This is a genomic window from Muriicola sp. Z0-33, from assembly GCF_026126425.1.
GTDB lineage: Bacteria > Bacteroidota > Bacteroidia > Flavobacteriales > Flavobacteriaceae > JAFMPW01.
Window position 1 is genome coordinate 233,200 of sequence record NZ_JAFMPW010000003.1, and the last position, 15,075, is coordinate 248,274.

Sequence of the window (15,075 nt, forward strand, 5' to 3'; positions counted from 1 at the left end):
GATCATTTTAAATTGAAAACCCTAAATTTGTCGCAATAAATCCACTTGAATGGCTGCCATTACCAATGCTCTTTTATCTATTGTAGTTCCACTATATAATGAGGAGGAGAATGTAACCCTGCTTACACAAAAAATTCATGAAAGTTTATCAGGCTATAATTATCAGATCATTTATGTAGATGATTTTTCTAAAGATGGCACCAGACACAAAGTATCCGGCTTAAATGACGAGCATGTTCATCTCATTGCACTTAAAAAAAATTACGGGCAAAGTCTGGCCTTGGCCGCAGGGATAGATTATGCTGAAGGAGAATATATCATTACCATGGATGGGGATCTGCAAAATGATCCGTCAGACATTCCCAAAATGCTGGAATACGCAGTTAGCGGAGAATATGATGTGGTTACCGGAATACGACAAAAACGCAAGGATTCTTTAATAAAGAAAATCCCATCAAAAATTGCTAATTTTTTAGTTCGAAGGGTAACCAAACTCGATATTAAAGACAACGGTTGTGCCTTAAAGGTATTCACCAAAGATATCGCTAAGGAACTCAACCTATATGGGGAAATGCACCGATTTATTACCTTATTGGCCCATTTGGAAGGGGCACAAATAAAACAGGTCCCAGTAAATCACCACGCCCGGCATGCAGGTGTTTCTAAATACGGGCTGGAACGCGTTTTTAAAGTAGTTGCAGATATGATGTTACTACTATTTATTCGCAAATACTTTCAACGACCTATACATCTCTTTGGAATACTTGGGGTTCTGCTTATTATTCTAGGGATACTGATAAATATCTATCTTCTTATTATAAAAGTAGGAATGGGTGAAGACATTGGTACCAGGCCACTTCTGATGTTTGGCATGATGTTTATTCTGGCCGGGATACAATTATTTACCATAGGTATTGTCATGGAGCTCTTAATCAGAACCTACTACGAATCTCAGAAGAAAAGACCCTATCGCATAAAAAACATTTCCATAGGTGGCAGAACTGCGTAAAAAAGGTATAACCGTACTTAAAATTGTGATTAGCGCAGTTTTAATCTATTTTATTTTTACCAAGATACAATTACAGCAGGTACTCGAAATCCTTAGACAGACTGACCCCTTTTATTTGTTACTCGCCGTCTTGTTCTTTGTGGTTTCCAAGATTATGGCAGCTTTTCGGCTAAATCTCTATTTCTATCAACTGCATGTTTTTCTAACTCATTTGAGCAATTTAAAACTGTACTTGTTGGGAATGTTCTACAACCTGTTCTTGCCTGGTGGGATTGGAGGAGATGCCTATAAGGGGTATGTTATTAAGCAAAAATTTGAGGTCAAAACTAAAAGGGTAGTCGCTGTATTGGTTTTAGACCGTCTTAGTGGTCTGCTATTACTTTTTATTTATAGTTGCTTGCTACTACTGTCGATGAATTTAGTTGCCCTGACATCCTATACCTATCTGATAATTATCCTTGTATTTATCAGCATCCTTGCTTTCCGGGTACTAAACACCAAACTTTTTAATTATGTTTTGCCTGTTTTCTGGAGATCGCTGGGGTACTCCGCAATTGTACAGGCAGCACAATTGCTTTGTCTGATATTTATCCTTAAAGCGTTACAGATCGAAATTCACTTAATTTCTTATATGTTCATCTTCCTGATTTCTTCTATAGTAGCAGTACTGCCATTAACAATTGGTGGTATTGGAAGCAGGGAAGTGGTATTCTTTTATGGAGCGTTATGGCTCGGATTAGACCAGAATACTTCGGTAAGTATAAGCATGGTTTTCTTTTTAATTACTGCGATGGTTTCGCTCTTCGGAATAGTTTATCATTTTAAAAAGCCTGCACTTACATCACCAGGTGGTCAATAAATATGCACCAGATGCATTTTATTGAGCACCTTATTTCTCGACTTCGGATTTATGAATCTACCCTGTAATCTGGTAATCCGAAACTGATCAACAGTATGTTGCTTATCCCAATCGATACCAGAAGTTTTTAATGCATTCAGGTCTTTATCCGTAGCATAAATCCAGATATCCTTTAGTTGCTTTAGCTCATCTAGCGACCTAATTGCCACCGGTCTGCGATTGTAAAAATCCAAAGCCCAACTGTGCCTTGAATTTATTTTATAGATATTATTTATTGCTATACCCTCCTTAGATACTACTTTAGACATGGCCGATCCTCCCTGGTATTCCAGCAAAGATGGATAAAAATGAGAATTAAGTACTGCGTTAAGTAAAACCGAACTGAATACCGTTACGGTGATTATACGCAATACGTAATCTTCCTTTTTAAAGCAGTAATAAACAATTAAAAGCAATAATATGACTATCCAGATATAACTAATGGGCTTAGCCTCCTTAAAAACATAAAAGCAGATAAAAACGGAAGCGATAAATACCAGACTCAAAATAAAATACTGTATCCCCAATAAGATTTTAAGGGTTTTTAATTTATTGGATTGATTTATTCGCACTAAATAAGATGATGTTAACAGGGCAAATAAGGGTATAACAATATTGAGATAATGCGGTAATTTAAATTGGGCAAAACTAATTATCAGGAAGATGAACCCTATTCCTCCCAGAGTCAGGAAATCATATTTGGGGTTAAGAATAAATCGCTGCTTAAACAAAGTCCTTATGCCACTCCAGTAGCCCAAAATTGCAATAACTGTCCAGGGAAGAAAAACCCACAAAAATGTGTGAAAAAAGAAAAAATAATCACTGCTATTCTTTCCTATTCCTTCGCCACTTAAACGTTCAAAACTTTGTTCCCAAAAAATAAAACGAAAACCACTTCTGTTTCCTTTACCACGAACAACTAACTCCGGATGCATGTCGAACTGAAGGTAATAGGCATACAACATCGGCGCTATGGTAACCGTAAAAGTCAAAAGCGCTACAAATACCTTCCAACTAATTAACACTTTCCATTTCCGTGTATAGGCGAGATGGCAAAGCAAGGGTAATCCTATGACCAGGAGGGCAATCTGGCCTTTGGTAGAAAATGCAATCCCGGCTCCAAATGCACCCAGTACGATATTTTTTAGCCTCCCATTTTCAATATAGCTGGCCAATTGCCAGATGGCAAAAACAGAAAAACCGGTCAGCACAGCATCGGTTCTTACATCAATAACAGAAAGCACTATGGTCTGGGCCGTCATAAAAATCAGCGCGGAGAGTTTCCCCACCTGCGTATTGTACAAAAGCTTTCCTAGGCCAAAGCAACTGTAAGCTCCGACAAATGTTGCGAGAATTCCCGGTATGCGATAGGCCCAGTCATATAATCCAAAAATTTTAAAAGAAATGGCCGCCAGCCAGTAATGCATATGGGGTTTGTCCAGATAGGCTTCCGGACCCTTAAAAAGGCTGAAAAAATCATTTTCCTGGACCATTCTCATAGCCATTACCGCAAATTGGGCCGAATCATTTTCAAAAAGGGTAACAAACATTCCTGCCGCGTATACCAGGGTAATGAGGAGCAATAAAATCCAATATCTGGTATTAGAAATCATAGGTAATATTTGTGAATTGAAAACAGGTACAACTTAGCAAATAACCAACTAAATAAAATGCCCACCGCTGCGCCGGTAAGCACATCCAGTGGAAAGTGCACCCCGATATATATTCTGCTATATGCAACAAATACAGCCCATATCATTAAAAAGGCTCCAAGGATCCTATACCTGGCTCCAAGTAAATAGGTGAAGAAAAATGCTACTGCAAAAGAATTAGCGGCATGGGCTGAAAAGTAACTGTATTTTCCACCACAGGAATTTTTTACTAATCGCATAAGCCCTTCCAGGTCCTGATCATAACATGGTCTGAGTCGCTTTACCCCATATTTAAAAAAGTTTGAAAGCTGATCTGTGCAGGTAATCAATAAGGCAACAAAGACCAGCAAAAGCATAGTCTTTCTGAGGCCATAACTTCTATATGAAAAAAAAAGTAATACCAGGTAGATAGGATAACCGCTGGTCTGACTGGTAATTAACATCCAGAACCCATCCCAACTTGTATTTCCAAGGTTATTGAGAAACAGAAAGAGCTCCTTATCCAGATGTATCAGATCTTCAACCATATTAATCCTCGTATCGGCCCACTTCCCTGTCGTAGAAATTACTGGCTTCCAATATTAGCCTTTCTGCTTCCTGGGATAATTCTTTTTCGTCCTCTTTGGTAAAATCTTCCAGCCATTCTACCTCATCATTTTCTAAATTGATAATAAACCTAGGGTACTCTGTATGCACAATGAAGATAGATGATGGGTGATCCGTATTGTCTGCAAGCAAAAACTTAGGGAGGTCCATATTTTACTTTAAATTAATTTAAGATCAATTTCTTGGTCAGATAGTTAAATCGAATATACAACATAATACCAGATGCCGTTAAACCAGAAAGAAGGCCTATCCAAATTCCGGTGCTTTTTAGTTCAGTGTGCAGGCCCAAATAAAAACTTATGGGAAAACCTATGAGCCAATAGGCTATAAAAGTGATGAACGTAGGGATCTTCACATCTTGTAATCCTCTTAGAGCTCCTAAAATTACTACTTGCAAACCATCCGATATCTGGAAGAACGCAGCCACCAATAACAATTGTGCTGCCATCGAAATTACTTCCAGGTTATCTGCCTGGTTGGTAAGGTCTCCAACATCTAGGTACAAGGTTGGAAACCAATGTCTGCAAATTAAAAACAAAATCGCAAAAACTACTTCGAACAACAAAGTGAGAAAAAAAATAGATTGGGCAATTCTTCTTAACTCCTTAAAATTCTGCAGGCCCTTCTGATTTCCCACGCGTATCATCGCGGCAACTCCCAGCCCCATCCCAAACATAAATGTCATACTACTAAGATTCAATGCAATTTGGTTGGCCGCCTGAGGATTCTTCCCCAAAACACCACTGAGCCAAATAGCTGCTGTAAAAATTGCCACTTCAAAAAACATTTGTAAAGCAGAAGGGAAACCCAGATCAATTATTTTCTTCATCACTCTCTTCTCTATCTTCTTAAAATTGAAACCGCTCACAAAAGCTCTGAATTTTTCCTTATTCCTAAGTAGGACCCATAAGAAAACAAGCATAATTATCCGGGAGGCCAGGGTGCCTATTGCTGCCCCTATAATTCCCAATTTCGGAAATCCGAACGTACCAAAGATCAACAAGTAATTTAGCACAATATTTACCACATTAGCCAGAACCGTAGCATACATAGGGTATTTGGTTTGCGAAAGTCCCTCAGAAAACTGCTTAAATGCCTGAAAGATTATAAGAGGTATTAATGAAAAGGCTACAATATCCAAATAAGGTATTGCCAGTGTAACCACCTCCGGTGGTTGATCCATGAGGTACATTAAAGGTTTAGATAGGAGAACCAGTCCAAAAAGTGATATCCCCAGAAAAGTACAAAGCACCAGACCATGCTTCAGCGCACTCTTGGCATTAGCGCTATTACCGGCTCCGTCTGCTTCGGCTACCAACGGGGTTATGGCTGTAGAGAATCCTATCCCGAGAGACATGGCAATAAAGACAAAACTGTTCCCTAAAGATACAGCAGCAAGTTCGGCAGTACCCAGCTGCCCCACCATGATATTATCCGCAAACTGCACAAAAGAATGACCCAGCATTCCCGTTATAACAGGAACAGCCAGGGCGATGTTATACCTAAACTCTTTTGTGTATTTCTGGAACAAGTTTGATTCGTTTTTTTAAAGTGGCAAAGATAAGGGCTTCATTTTGCTGATGATACTTTATGCATATTAAATTGTATATCATATGCACCCTTTTTACTATTTACTGAAATTTAGCTTCCTCCCAATACACGTCCATTTCCTCTAGTGTCATTTCTTTAAGCTGTTTCCCTGCAGATTTCGCCCTCGATTCGAGATACTTAAACCGTTGAATGAATTTTTTATTGGTTCTTTCCAGGGCATTCTCCGGATTAATGTTTAGAAATCTGGCGTAATTCACCATGGAAAAAAGTACATCTCCAAATTCAGCTTCAATTTTATCCTCGTTGCCATCATTAACTTCGGTCTGTAGTTCCTGCAATTCTTCCTGCACCTTTTCCCAAACCTGTTCTGGCTGTTCCCAATCAAAACCCACCCCGGCAACCTTATCCTGAATCCTATTTGCCTTAACTAGTGATGGCAGGCTAATTGGGACCCCTTCTAACACACTTTTCTTTCCCTCCTTCAGTTTAATATTCTCCCAGTTTTGCTTTACTTCTTCTTCACTGTCCACTTTAATATCCCCATAAATATGCGGATGCCTGTTGATTAGTTTTTCACTGATTTCCCTGGCCACATCTGCAATATCGAATTCCCTGGTCTCTGAAGCTATTTTCGCATAGAAAATAATATGCAAGAGCAAATCTCCCAATTCCTTTTTTACTTCATCCAGGTTATTGTCTAATATGGCATCACCAAGTTCATAGGTTTCCTCAATGGTAAGATGCCTAAGACTTTGCATGGTCTGTTTTTTGTCCCAAGGACATTGGTCCCTAAGCTCATCCATTATAGTTAGTAATCTGTCTAATGCGGTTAATTGTTCCTGCCTGGAATTCATAAAAAACAGTTTTGTCAAATGTACAAATCTACCCAGAGAGATGCTGTTGTAAATTTTAGTATTTTTAGGGGATGTCCTATCATATAATAAAAGAATTATTTATCCATGAATGTAAAGATGCCATATGGCCCGGGGGGTATACTTTTATTCCTAATTTGTTGTTGTTTTTCACAAGTGATTAGATCTCAGGAAATTACAAAAGACATGGTTTCCAGTAGCCTGGAAAGGATCAATATAGTATCGTTAGAACGCGAAGTGCTATATAAGACAGAAGCGCATATAGAGGCCCCTAACTGGACCCCGGATGGTAAAACCCTGGTATATAATAGTGACGGACTCTTATACCGCATTTCCGCAGAAGGAGGAAGCCCTTCTCTAATAAACACTGCTTTCGCCAAAAGAATCAACAATGATCATGGTATCTCACCGGACGGTACCCAAATGGTAATAAGCGATCAGACAGAAAACGGCAAATCTCTGATTTACGGACTACCCATTGAAGGTGGAGAGCCCAGGAGAATAACGCCATTAGGACCTTCCTATTGGCACGGTTGGTCACCCGATGGCGAAACATTGGCTTATTGCGCCGAACGCAATGGGAACTATGATATTTATACCATTCCATACGCAGGAGGCGATGAAACCAGATTGACAACAGCCGCAGGACTCGATGATGGCCCTGACTACTCCCCCGACGGGAAATATATCTATTTCAATTCTGAAAGATCAGGGACCATGCAAATATGGCGAATGAAAACAGATGGGAGCCAGCAAGTACAGCTCACCACAGATAAATATCACGATTGGTTTGCACATCCATCTCCCGATGGGAAATGGATCGTTTATGTTAGCTTTTACCCGGAAGTGCCCGCTAATAAGCACCCAGCAAATAAAGAAGTGATGCTTAGGATGATGGACCTGAAAACCAAAGAAGTCAGGGTAATGGCAAAATTATTCGGAGGACAAGGTACTATTAATGTCCCTTCCTGGTCCCCGGATAGTAAATACGTGGCATTTGTTAGTTACACTATAAAAACAAGTAGAAATGAAAATTAAAAAGAAGTTACTCATTGCGTCTTACCTCCTGTTTATAGGTTGCCTATACGGTCAGGATTTATCCTTAAAAGCAAATACATTCCTGAATTCCCTCCAGGACGACCTAAAATCTAAGGCGGTTTTTGAAATAGACGAAGAGGAGCGGTATAATTTTAATTATGTGCCCATTGTTAGAAAGGGACCGACTTTTCACGATTTCACGAAACCACAGAAGGCAGCGGCCCTGGAACTTCTGAAAGCCTCTCTTAGTGAGAACGGGTTTAATAAATCGAAGGAAATAATGGCCCTGGAGAATATTCTAATTCAAATTGAGAAGAATAAATTTCGCATGCCCGATGGATCTCCAATGCGCGACCCATTAAATTATCATTTCAGTATTTTTGGAAAGCCCGCTCCTGACCAATTTTGGGGATGGCGATTTGAAGGACATCACCTCTCTCTAAACTTTACTTCTGCCGAAGGTAAAATCATATCTGCTACCCCTAGTTTTATGGGTTCAAATCCCGGGGTTGTCATGGAAGGGGAGCATAAGGGAAAAGAGGTGCTGCGATCAGAGACCCAATTGGGGCTAGAGTTAATCAATGCTTTAAGTGAGTCGCAGTCCGAAAAAGCAATTTTTTCAAATACAGCCCCCCGGGAAATTATTACCGGGAACCAGAGAAAAGTAAAAGCCATAGAACGCAAAGGCATTCCTTTTACGGAACTTAACGAAAAGCAAAAAGAGATGTTCTTACAATTATTAGAAGTTTACATCGGCAACTATGTTTTTGAGTTTTCCGAAACTTTCAGGGCTAAAATTGCCAATGCCGGCCATGATAATCTGTACTTCGCCTGGGCTGGCGATACCGTAAAAGGACGGCCCCATTATTACAGGATACACGGACCTATGTTACTGATCGAATATGACAATATCCAAAATAACGCCAATCATGTGCATACCGTCGTAAGAGACCTGAATAATGATTTTGCAGAAGATCTCTTGCGCCAGCATTACAATCAAAAACACTAAGTTGCAAATATGAAATACAGAAAGTTTGGAAGCACCGGATGGAGTGTAAGCGAAATAGGCTATGGTATGTGGGGAATGGCCGGATGGAAAGCATCGGACGATGTGCAATCCTCTGATTCTCTTGACCTGGCTGTTGAACAGGGAGTGACTTTTTTTGATACTGCCTGGGGTTACGGGGAAGGTCATAGCGAAAAATTACTGGGACTTTTGGTAAAAAGGCATCCTGGCACTAAATTATATACTGCCAGTAAAATTCCTCCTAAGAATTTTAAATGGCCCGCAAAACCAGAATATGGCCTGGAGGTGTCCTATCCGTATGAGCATGTTATGGCCTATACAGAGAAAACACTTAAAAATTTAGGTCTGGAACAAATAGACCTGATGCAATTTCATACCTGGGATGATGGCTGGGTGCACCAGGAAGAATGGCAAAGGGCAGTGGAAGATCTGAAAACTTCAGGTAAAATAGCATCTATGGGTATAAGTGTTAATAGATGGGAACCAGAGAACGGTATGGAGGCCCTTAAAACAGGATGCCTGGATGCCGTGCAAGTCATTTACAATATTTTTGATCAGGCCCCCGAAGATAAACTCTTTCCGCTCTGTGAGGAACTGAATATTGCGGTAATTGCCAGGGTCCCTTTTGATGAGGGAACATTAACTGGGAACATTACAAAGACCACTACTTTTCCGGAAGGGGATTGGCGCAATACCTATTTTGTTCCGGAGAACCTTATCCCTAGCGTTGAAAGAGCAGATCGGTTGAGGCCACTGATCCCTGAAGGATTAAGTATGGCCGAAATGGCATTGCGTTTTATTACTATGAACAAAACTGTAAGTACTATCATTCCCGGGATGAGGAAACAACGAAACGTTCTGGCCAATACCGCAACCAGTGACGGTAAAGGATTACCGGCAGAACTGTATCGCGAATTAAAAAATCACCGTTGGGACAGAGTACCAACTTCATGGTCACAATAACCCGGTATCAAATTAAACAAATGAGAACACGAAGAGACTTTTTAACTCAAACCGCCGCAATTGCATTAGGCACTACCCTACTGCCTTCCTATACCTTTAATTCTTCAAAGAAGATAGCGCTTGGGGTACAGTTGTATACTTTTAGAAATGAAATGCTAAAAGATGCCGTTGGCACCTTAAAACAAATCGCATCAATAGGAATTAAAAAAATTGAAACCGCAGGAAGTAAAAAAGGGTATTACTACGGTCTTCAACCTAAAGAAATGCAAAATATCTGCAATGATTTAGGAATGCAATTACTCAGCGGTCATGTTAGACTCGATGAAAATTGGGAAAACACCATGGAGCAGGCTGTTAGCTCGGGGCAGGAATACCTGATATGCTCTTCAATGCCATCCAGGGGGCAAACCGTGGATAACTACAAAAAGGTAGCTGATGCCTTTAACAAGGCTGGGGAAGAATGCAAAAAGGTTGGTCTGAAATTTGGGTACCACAATCACGAATACGAATTTGAATCCGAGAATGGCAAGGTATTATTTGATGTCCTGATGAATAATACACAGGAAGATCTGGTGCATATGGAATTGGACCTTGGTTGGGTTATAGTGGGTAGAAAAGACCCACTGGATTATTTTAATAAGTACCCTGGCCGTTTTCCACTTTGGCATTTAAAAGATATGGATATGCATGAAAAACAAAGTACTGAGTTTGGCAAAGGAGGACTTGATATAACCACAATGATGGGCAATATGAAGGTCTCGGGGGTTCAACATATTTTTATTGAGCAGGAAGAATATGCCAGCGGGCCTTTAGAAAGCATGAAGCACAACATGGAATTCATGAAAAAGTTTCAATAAAAGATACTGAATGTCTTCTGCAAAAGATCCTTATTCCCTTCATCCGGAAAAAACCAAAAACCCTCCTGAGAGCTTCAGGGGCCGACTTAAATTTCTTGGGCCCAGTTTTATTTTATCGGCTTCTATTGTAGGTTCAGGAGAATTAATCGCAACCACTACCCTGGGGGCAAAAGCCGGTTTTATAACCTTTTGGGTAATAATTGTCAGCTGCATTGTTAAGGTAGCTGTTCAGCTAGAATTTGGCAAGCATACTATTCTTACCGGGGAAACAGCTATGCAGGCTTTTAACAAATTACCGGGGCCAAAATTTGGTAAAGCCAAATGGTCTGTCTGGATGGTACTGTTGGTAATGATTATTAAACTCTTGCAAGTTGGCGGTATTGTTGGTGGTGTAGCAATTATACTTAATATACTGGCACCGGGAATTAGCATCCCCTTTTATGCTTTTTTGATAGCAATTGTCGTAGCGCTAATGATTTTCAGGGGTTACTATCAATTTATAGAGAAAGTCTCACTAGGTATGATTGGGCTGTTTACCCTGTTCACCTTTGCTTCACTTTACTTCCTGGCCTATACCCCCTATCAAATCAGCTGGGACGATATCTGGAGCGGCTTACAATTTAGTCTCCCCAAGGAAGCAGTAGCTGTGGCCTTTGGAGCCTTTGGGATTACCGGTGTAGGAGGAGATGAAATTATCCATTATAATTACTGGTGCCTTGAAAAAGGGTATGCAGCTTATTCAGGAAAAAATGATGGATCAAAGGCCTGGCAGAACAGGGCAAATGGATGGTTAAAAGTGATGAAACTCGATGCTATTATTGCCATGCTGGTTTATACCACGGTTACCGCCGCCTTTTATCTGCTTGGGGCTGCAATTCTGCATGCACAGGGAGATGTTCCCGAGGGCTACGATATGGTTGAGACTTTATCAGCAATGTACACGGCATCGCTAGGCCCGCATGCCAAGACAGCATTTTTAATTGGAGCCTTTATCACATTATTTTCAACCTTGTTTGCTGCCCTGGCCGCATGGACCAGACAACTTTCTGATATTTTCGGGCAAGTAGGCTGGATAAATTTTAACGACTTTGCAGTACGCAAAAGAACCGTAGCCATTCTTGCCTGGGCAGTTCCATTGTTATGGGCATCACTTTTTATATATGTTAAACTGCCGGTGCTTATGGTAATTACCGGAGGCATCGTAGGATCGTTCCTCCTGTTTCTGGTGGTCTATGCGGTTTTACATTTTAGATACAAAAGATTGCATCCACTTTTCAAACCCGGGATTTTTTATGATATTATCTTGTGGATAAGCATTATAAGCATTATTGCCGTAGGTGCATTGGGAATTTTAAAACTACTTGGCTAAAGAAATACCAAAACTTCATTATGAAAACAAAATCGTTTCTAAGTACGCTATTGTTAATCGCAGTCCTTTCGGGCTGTTCCGAATCTCAGAACTATGATCTCCTTATTAAAAATGGAAACATAGTTGATGGTTCTGGAAATCCGTCCTACATAGGGTCTGTTGGGATTAATGCTGATACCATTGCTGCAGTAGGTGACTTACAAAATGCAAAAGGGAAATTGGAAATAGATGCAGCCGGACTTACAGTTGCACCCGGGTTTATTAATATGTTGAGTTGGGCCAATGTCTCTCTGATAGAAGATGGAAGATCACAGGGGGATATAAGGCAGGGGGTTACCCTTGAGGTAATGGGCGAAGGCCGGTCTATGGGACCGCTTAATGAGTCGATGAAACAGGGTATGACAAAAGGGCAACAAAACATAAAATATGATGTTAGCTGGTCTACTCTGGGAGAATATTTACAATTCCTTGAAGACAAAGGGGTATCTACAAATATCACCTCCTTTGTAGGTAATGGCACCTTAAGGGAATACGTGATGGGCTATGACACCCGTGAGCCTACAGAAGAAGAATTAGACAAAATGAAGGCACTTACCCAAGAGGCGATGGAAGAAGGGGCTGTAGGCTTATCAACATCATTGATCTACGTACCCAGTGGCCATGCCAGGACAGATGAAATAATTGAACTTGCAAAAGTTGCCTCGGAAAACGGTGGCATGTATGTATCTCATATAAGAGATGAAGAAGAAAAGCTACTGGAAGCCGTGCAGGAATTGATAGAAATTGCTGAAGAAGCAGATATCAGGTCCGAGATATACCATTTTAAGGCTTCGGGTACAGCCAATTGGCATTTACTAGATCAGGCCATTAAATTGGTAGAAAATGCAAGGGAATACGGGTTAGACATTACTACTGATATGTATATGTATAATGCAAGTTCTACCGGACTAAACGTACTACTTCCGGAATGGGCCAAAGCAGGGGGGCATAGTAAAACAATAGATTTCATGGAGCAACCGGTGAAACGAAAGCAAATGATAGAAGAAATAAAGTTTCATGTTCCACCCGAAAAAATTCTGCTCGTTGGTTTTAAGAATAAAGATATGAGGAAATATATCGGAAAAACACTGGCTGAAGTTGCCGGGGAAAGAAACCAACCCGCAGATAAGACCGTGGTAGATCTTATTTATGAGGATGATAGTAGAATTCAGGTAGTCTACTTTTCCATGTCTGAAGAAAACATAAAAAAGAAGCTTGCCCTTCCTTATATGGCCATTTGTTCAGATGCTGGCTCGTATACCAATGAAGGCGTATTTTTAGAACAAAGTACCCATCCACGTGCTTATGGTTCCTTTGCCAGATTGCTGGGTCATTTTGTAAGAGAAGAGCAAGTAATTTCATTAGAAGAAGCCATCTATAAGCTAACCCGCCTACCGGCAACCAACCTGAGATTAGACAAGCGCGGCTCCTTACAAACTGGATATTTTGCCGATGTGGTATTATTTGATGCCGACAAGATTACAGACAATGCCACCTTTGACGAACCTCATCAGTACGCCACAGGCATGAGGCATGTATTCGTAAACGGCACACAAGTAATAAAAGAAGGAGATCATACAGGTGCCCTGCCCGGGAGATTCGTTAAAGGTCCGGGTTATAAAAAGAATTAATGATCAGGCCATATCAAGGTGCCAAAAACCACAGCTCAGGAAGATCCGGGCAATACTAAAATAATCGGGAATTATGATAATTGAAGCTAAAAAGTTACTTATAAACACAATTTTTATTGTTCTATTTCCAATAACCCTGTCTTGTCAGAAGGCAGGTGAAAAACTTATTTACCAAGGGGCGGAACTTGAGGTGGCTGGTACAGATTATAAATTTACAGAGGGGCCGGCAGTAGATAGCGAAGGAAACGTATTTTTTACTGACCAACCCAATAACCGTATTCTAAAATGGTCTGCAATTGATGGTGCTATCAGCACTTTTATGGAACCAGCGGGCAGGGCGAACGGACTATTTTTTGATCATGACGGAAATCTGCTTGCTGCGGCAGATGAAAAATTTGAGTTGTGGCGAATTGATAAAGAAAAAAATGTTACCGTTCTTCTGGATGAATTTCAAGGTAAAAAATTCAATGGCCCGAATGACATATGGGTGGCTCCTGACGGGGGAATTTACTTTACTGATCCTTATTATCAAAGACCGTATTGGGAACGGCAGGAAAAAGAAATGGACCAGCAGCAGGTGTATTATGTCAGCCCGGATATGGGAGAAGTCTCTGTTGCTGCGAGTGGCTTTGTACAACCTAACGGAATAGTTGGCTCAGCCGATGGAAAAACACTTTACATTGCCGATATAGGGGATAAAAAAACCTACGTCTATACCATCAATGAGGATCACAGTCTTAGCAACAAAAAGTTATTTTGCGAATTGGGATCCGATGGGATGACATTAGACGACCAGGGTAATGTGTATCTTACCGGCAAGGGAGTGACCGTCTTCAATACTCAGGGAGTAAAGATTCTGCATATCCCGGTTCCACAGCCCTGGACGGCAAATGTGACCTTTGGTGGAAAAAATCAAAATATCCTTTTTATTACCGCAATGAATGCTGTTTACACACTGCAAATGAATGTGAAAGGTATTCGATAATTTGTTCCTCTTTTTGGTATTAACGCAGTAATGGGGTAACTTAATAGCTCATATCATTATTACTATGGCCTCTTTTACATTGAATGTCAACAATAGTGACCACAAAGTTGATGTGCCAGAAGGTACTGCACTGCTTTGGGTTATAAGGGAACACCTTGGACTAATGGGAACAAAATATGGATGTGGCATTGCACAATGCGGGGTATGTACCATACATATTGATGGTAATCCTATGAGAGCCTGCGTCTTAGCTGTGGATAATTTTAGCCAGGGCCAAAAAATAGTAACTATAGAGGGCTTATCGGAAGATGGTACTCACCCGCTGCAAAAAGCGTGGATAGCCGCCCAGGCTCCACAATGTGGATATTGTCAGTCCGGGCAGATTATGCAGGCTGCGGCCCTGCTCGAAAAAAATCCCAGTCCGAGCACAGAAGAAATTAAATCTGAAATGAATGGAATTTTATGCCGATGCGGAACTTATCTACGTGTTATTAAGGCAGTGAAAATGGCAGCGGAAAGCAAATTAACCAATGTAAAAAGAAGTTAGATGAATCCCCTTGCCGGCATACGGGTCATCA

General features: G+C 40.6%; 15 protein-coding genes. 10 read left to right on the forward strand and 5 right to left on the reverse strand.

Annotation, left to right across the window (positions count from 1 at the left end):
- Positions 1 to 49 precede the first annotated feature (49 nt).
- Complete coding sequence (locus J1G40_RS06720; RefSeq protein WP_265241840.1) at positions 50 to 1,009, forward strand: glycosyltransferase family 2 protein; 960 nt, start codon at positions 50 to 52, stop codon at positions 1,007 to 1,009.
- Positions 993 to 1,868, forward strand: coding sequence for a lysylphosphatidylglycerol synthase transmembrane domain-containing protein (locus J1G40_RS06725; RefSeq protein WP_265241841.1), 876 nt, complete (start codon positions 993 to 995; stop codon positions 1,866 to 1,868). Before J1G40_RS06720 ends, J1G40_RS06725 begins: the two co-directional genes overlap by 17 nt.
- Here J1G40_RS06725 and J1G40_RS06730 read toward each other — a convergent pair.
- The 5 genes from J1G40_RS06730 to mazG all read right to left on the reverse strand — a co-directional run bounded on the left by J1G40_RS06730 (position 1,862) and on the right by mazG (position 6,570).
- Entirely contained in the window at positions 1,862 to 3,520 is a 1,659-nt protein-coding gene (locus J1G40_RS06730; RefSeq protein ID WP_265241842.1) for an ArnT family glycosyltransferase, read from the reverse strand. The two genes, J1G40_RS06725 and J1G40_RS06730, sit on opposite strands and share 7 nt — an antisense overlap.
- Positions 3,517 to 4,086, reverse strand: a complete 570-nt coding sequence (locus J1G40_RS06735) for a phosphatase PAP2 family protein (RefSeq protein WP_265241843.1) — start codon at positions 4,084 to 4,086, stop codon at positions 3,517 to 3,519. Before J1G40_RS06735 ends, J1G40_RS06730 begins: the two co-directional genes overlap by 4 nt.
- 1 nt (position 4,087) lies before the next feature.
- Positions 4,088 to 4,315 (reverse strand): hypothetical protein, encoded by a 228-nt coding sequence (locus J1G40_RS06740; protein ID WP_265241844.1) that lies wholly within the window; start codon positions 4,313 to 4,315, stop codon positions 4,088 to 4,090.
- 13 nt (positions 4,316 to 4,328) lie between these two features.
- Entirely contained in the window at positions 4,329 to 5,696 is a 1,368-nt protein-coding gene (locus tag J1G40_RS06745; protein ID WP_265241845.1) for an MATE family efflux transporter, read from the reverse strand.
- A gap of 100 nt (positions 5,697 to 5,796) precedes the next feature.
- A complete protein-coding gene (gene mazG, locus J1G40_RS06750) occupies positions 5,797 to 6,570 on the reverse strand; it encodes a nucleoside triphosphate pyrophosphohydrolase (RefSeq protein ID WP_265241846.1) in 774 nt (257 codons plus the stop codon).
- Between the two features lie 105 nt (positions 6,571 to 6,675).
- Here mazG and J1G40_RS06755 point away from each other — a divergent pair, with 105 nt between their 5' ends.
- The 8 genes from J1G40_RS06755 to J1G40_RS06790 all read left to right on the forward strand — a co-directional run bounded on the left by J1G40_RS06755 (position 6,676) and on the right by J1G40_RS06790 (position 15,044).
- Complete coding sequence (locus tag J1G40_RS06755) at positions 6,676 to 7,626, forward strand: transporter (RefSeq protein WP_265241847.1); 951 nt, start codon at positions 6,676 to 6,678, stop codon at positions 7,624 to 7,626.
- A complete protein-coding gene (locus J1G40_RS06760; RefSeq protein WP_265241848.1) occupies positions 7,616 to 8,635 on the forward strand; it encodes a DUF3500 domain-containing protein in 1,020 nt (339 codons plus the stop codon). Before J1G40_RS06755 ends, J1G40_RS06760 begins: the two co-directional genes overlap by 11 nt.
- 9 nt (positions 8,636 to 8,644) lie before the next feature.
- A complete protein-coding gene (locus J1G40_RS06765) occupies positions 8,645 to 9,616 on the forward strand; it encodes an aldo/keto reductase (RefSeq protein WP_265241849.1) in 972 nt (323 codons plus the stop codon).
- A gap of 20 nt (positions 9,617 to 9,636) precedes the next feature.
- Entirely contained in the window at positions 9,637 to 10,473 is an 837-nt protein-coding gene (locus tag J1G40_RS06770; RefSeq protein WP_265241850.1) for a sugar phosphate isomerase/epimerase family protein, read from the forward strand.
- 10 nt (positions 10,474 to 10,483) lie between these two features.
- Positions 10,484 to 11,842: an Nramp family divalent metal transporter gene (locus J1G40_RS06775; RefSeq protein WP_265241851.1), complete on the forward strand. Its 1,359-nt coding sequence runs from the start codon at positions 10,484 to 10,486 to the stop codon at positions 11,840 to 11,842.
- A 20-nt stretch (positions 11,843 to 11,862) separates the two neighbouring features.
- Positions 11,863 to 13,512: an N-acyl-D-amino-acid deacylase family protein gene (locus J1G40_RS06780; RefSeq protein WP_265241852.1), complete on the forward strand. Its 1,650-nt coding sequence runs from the start codon at positions 11,863 to 11,865 to the stop codon at positions 13,510 to 13,512.
- A gap of 73 nt (positions 13,513 to 13,585) precedes the next feature.
- Positions 13,586 to 14,497 (forward strand): SMP-30/gluconolactonase/LRE family protein, encoded by a 912-nt coding sequence (locus J1G40_RS06785; protein ID WP_265241853.1) that lies wholly within the window; start codon positions 13,586 to 13,588, stop codon positions 14,495 to 14,497.
- 64 nt (positions 14,498 to 14,561) lie between these two features.
- Entirely contained in the window at positions 14,562 to 15,044 is a 483-nt protein-coding gene (locus tag J1G40_RS06790) for a (2Fe-2S)-binding protein (protein WP_265241854.1), read from the forward strand.
- Positions 15,045 to 15,075 lie beyond the last annotated feature (31 nt).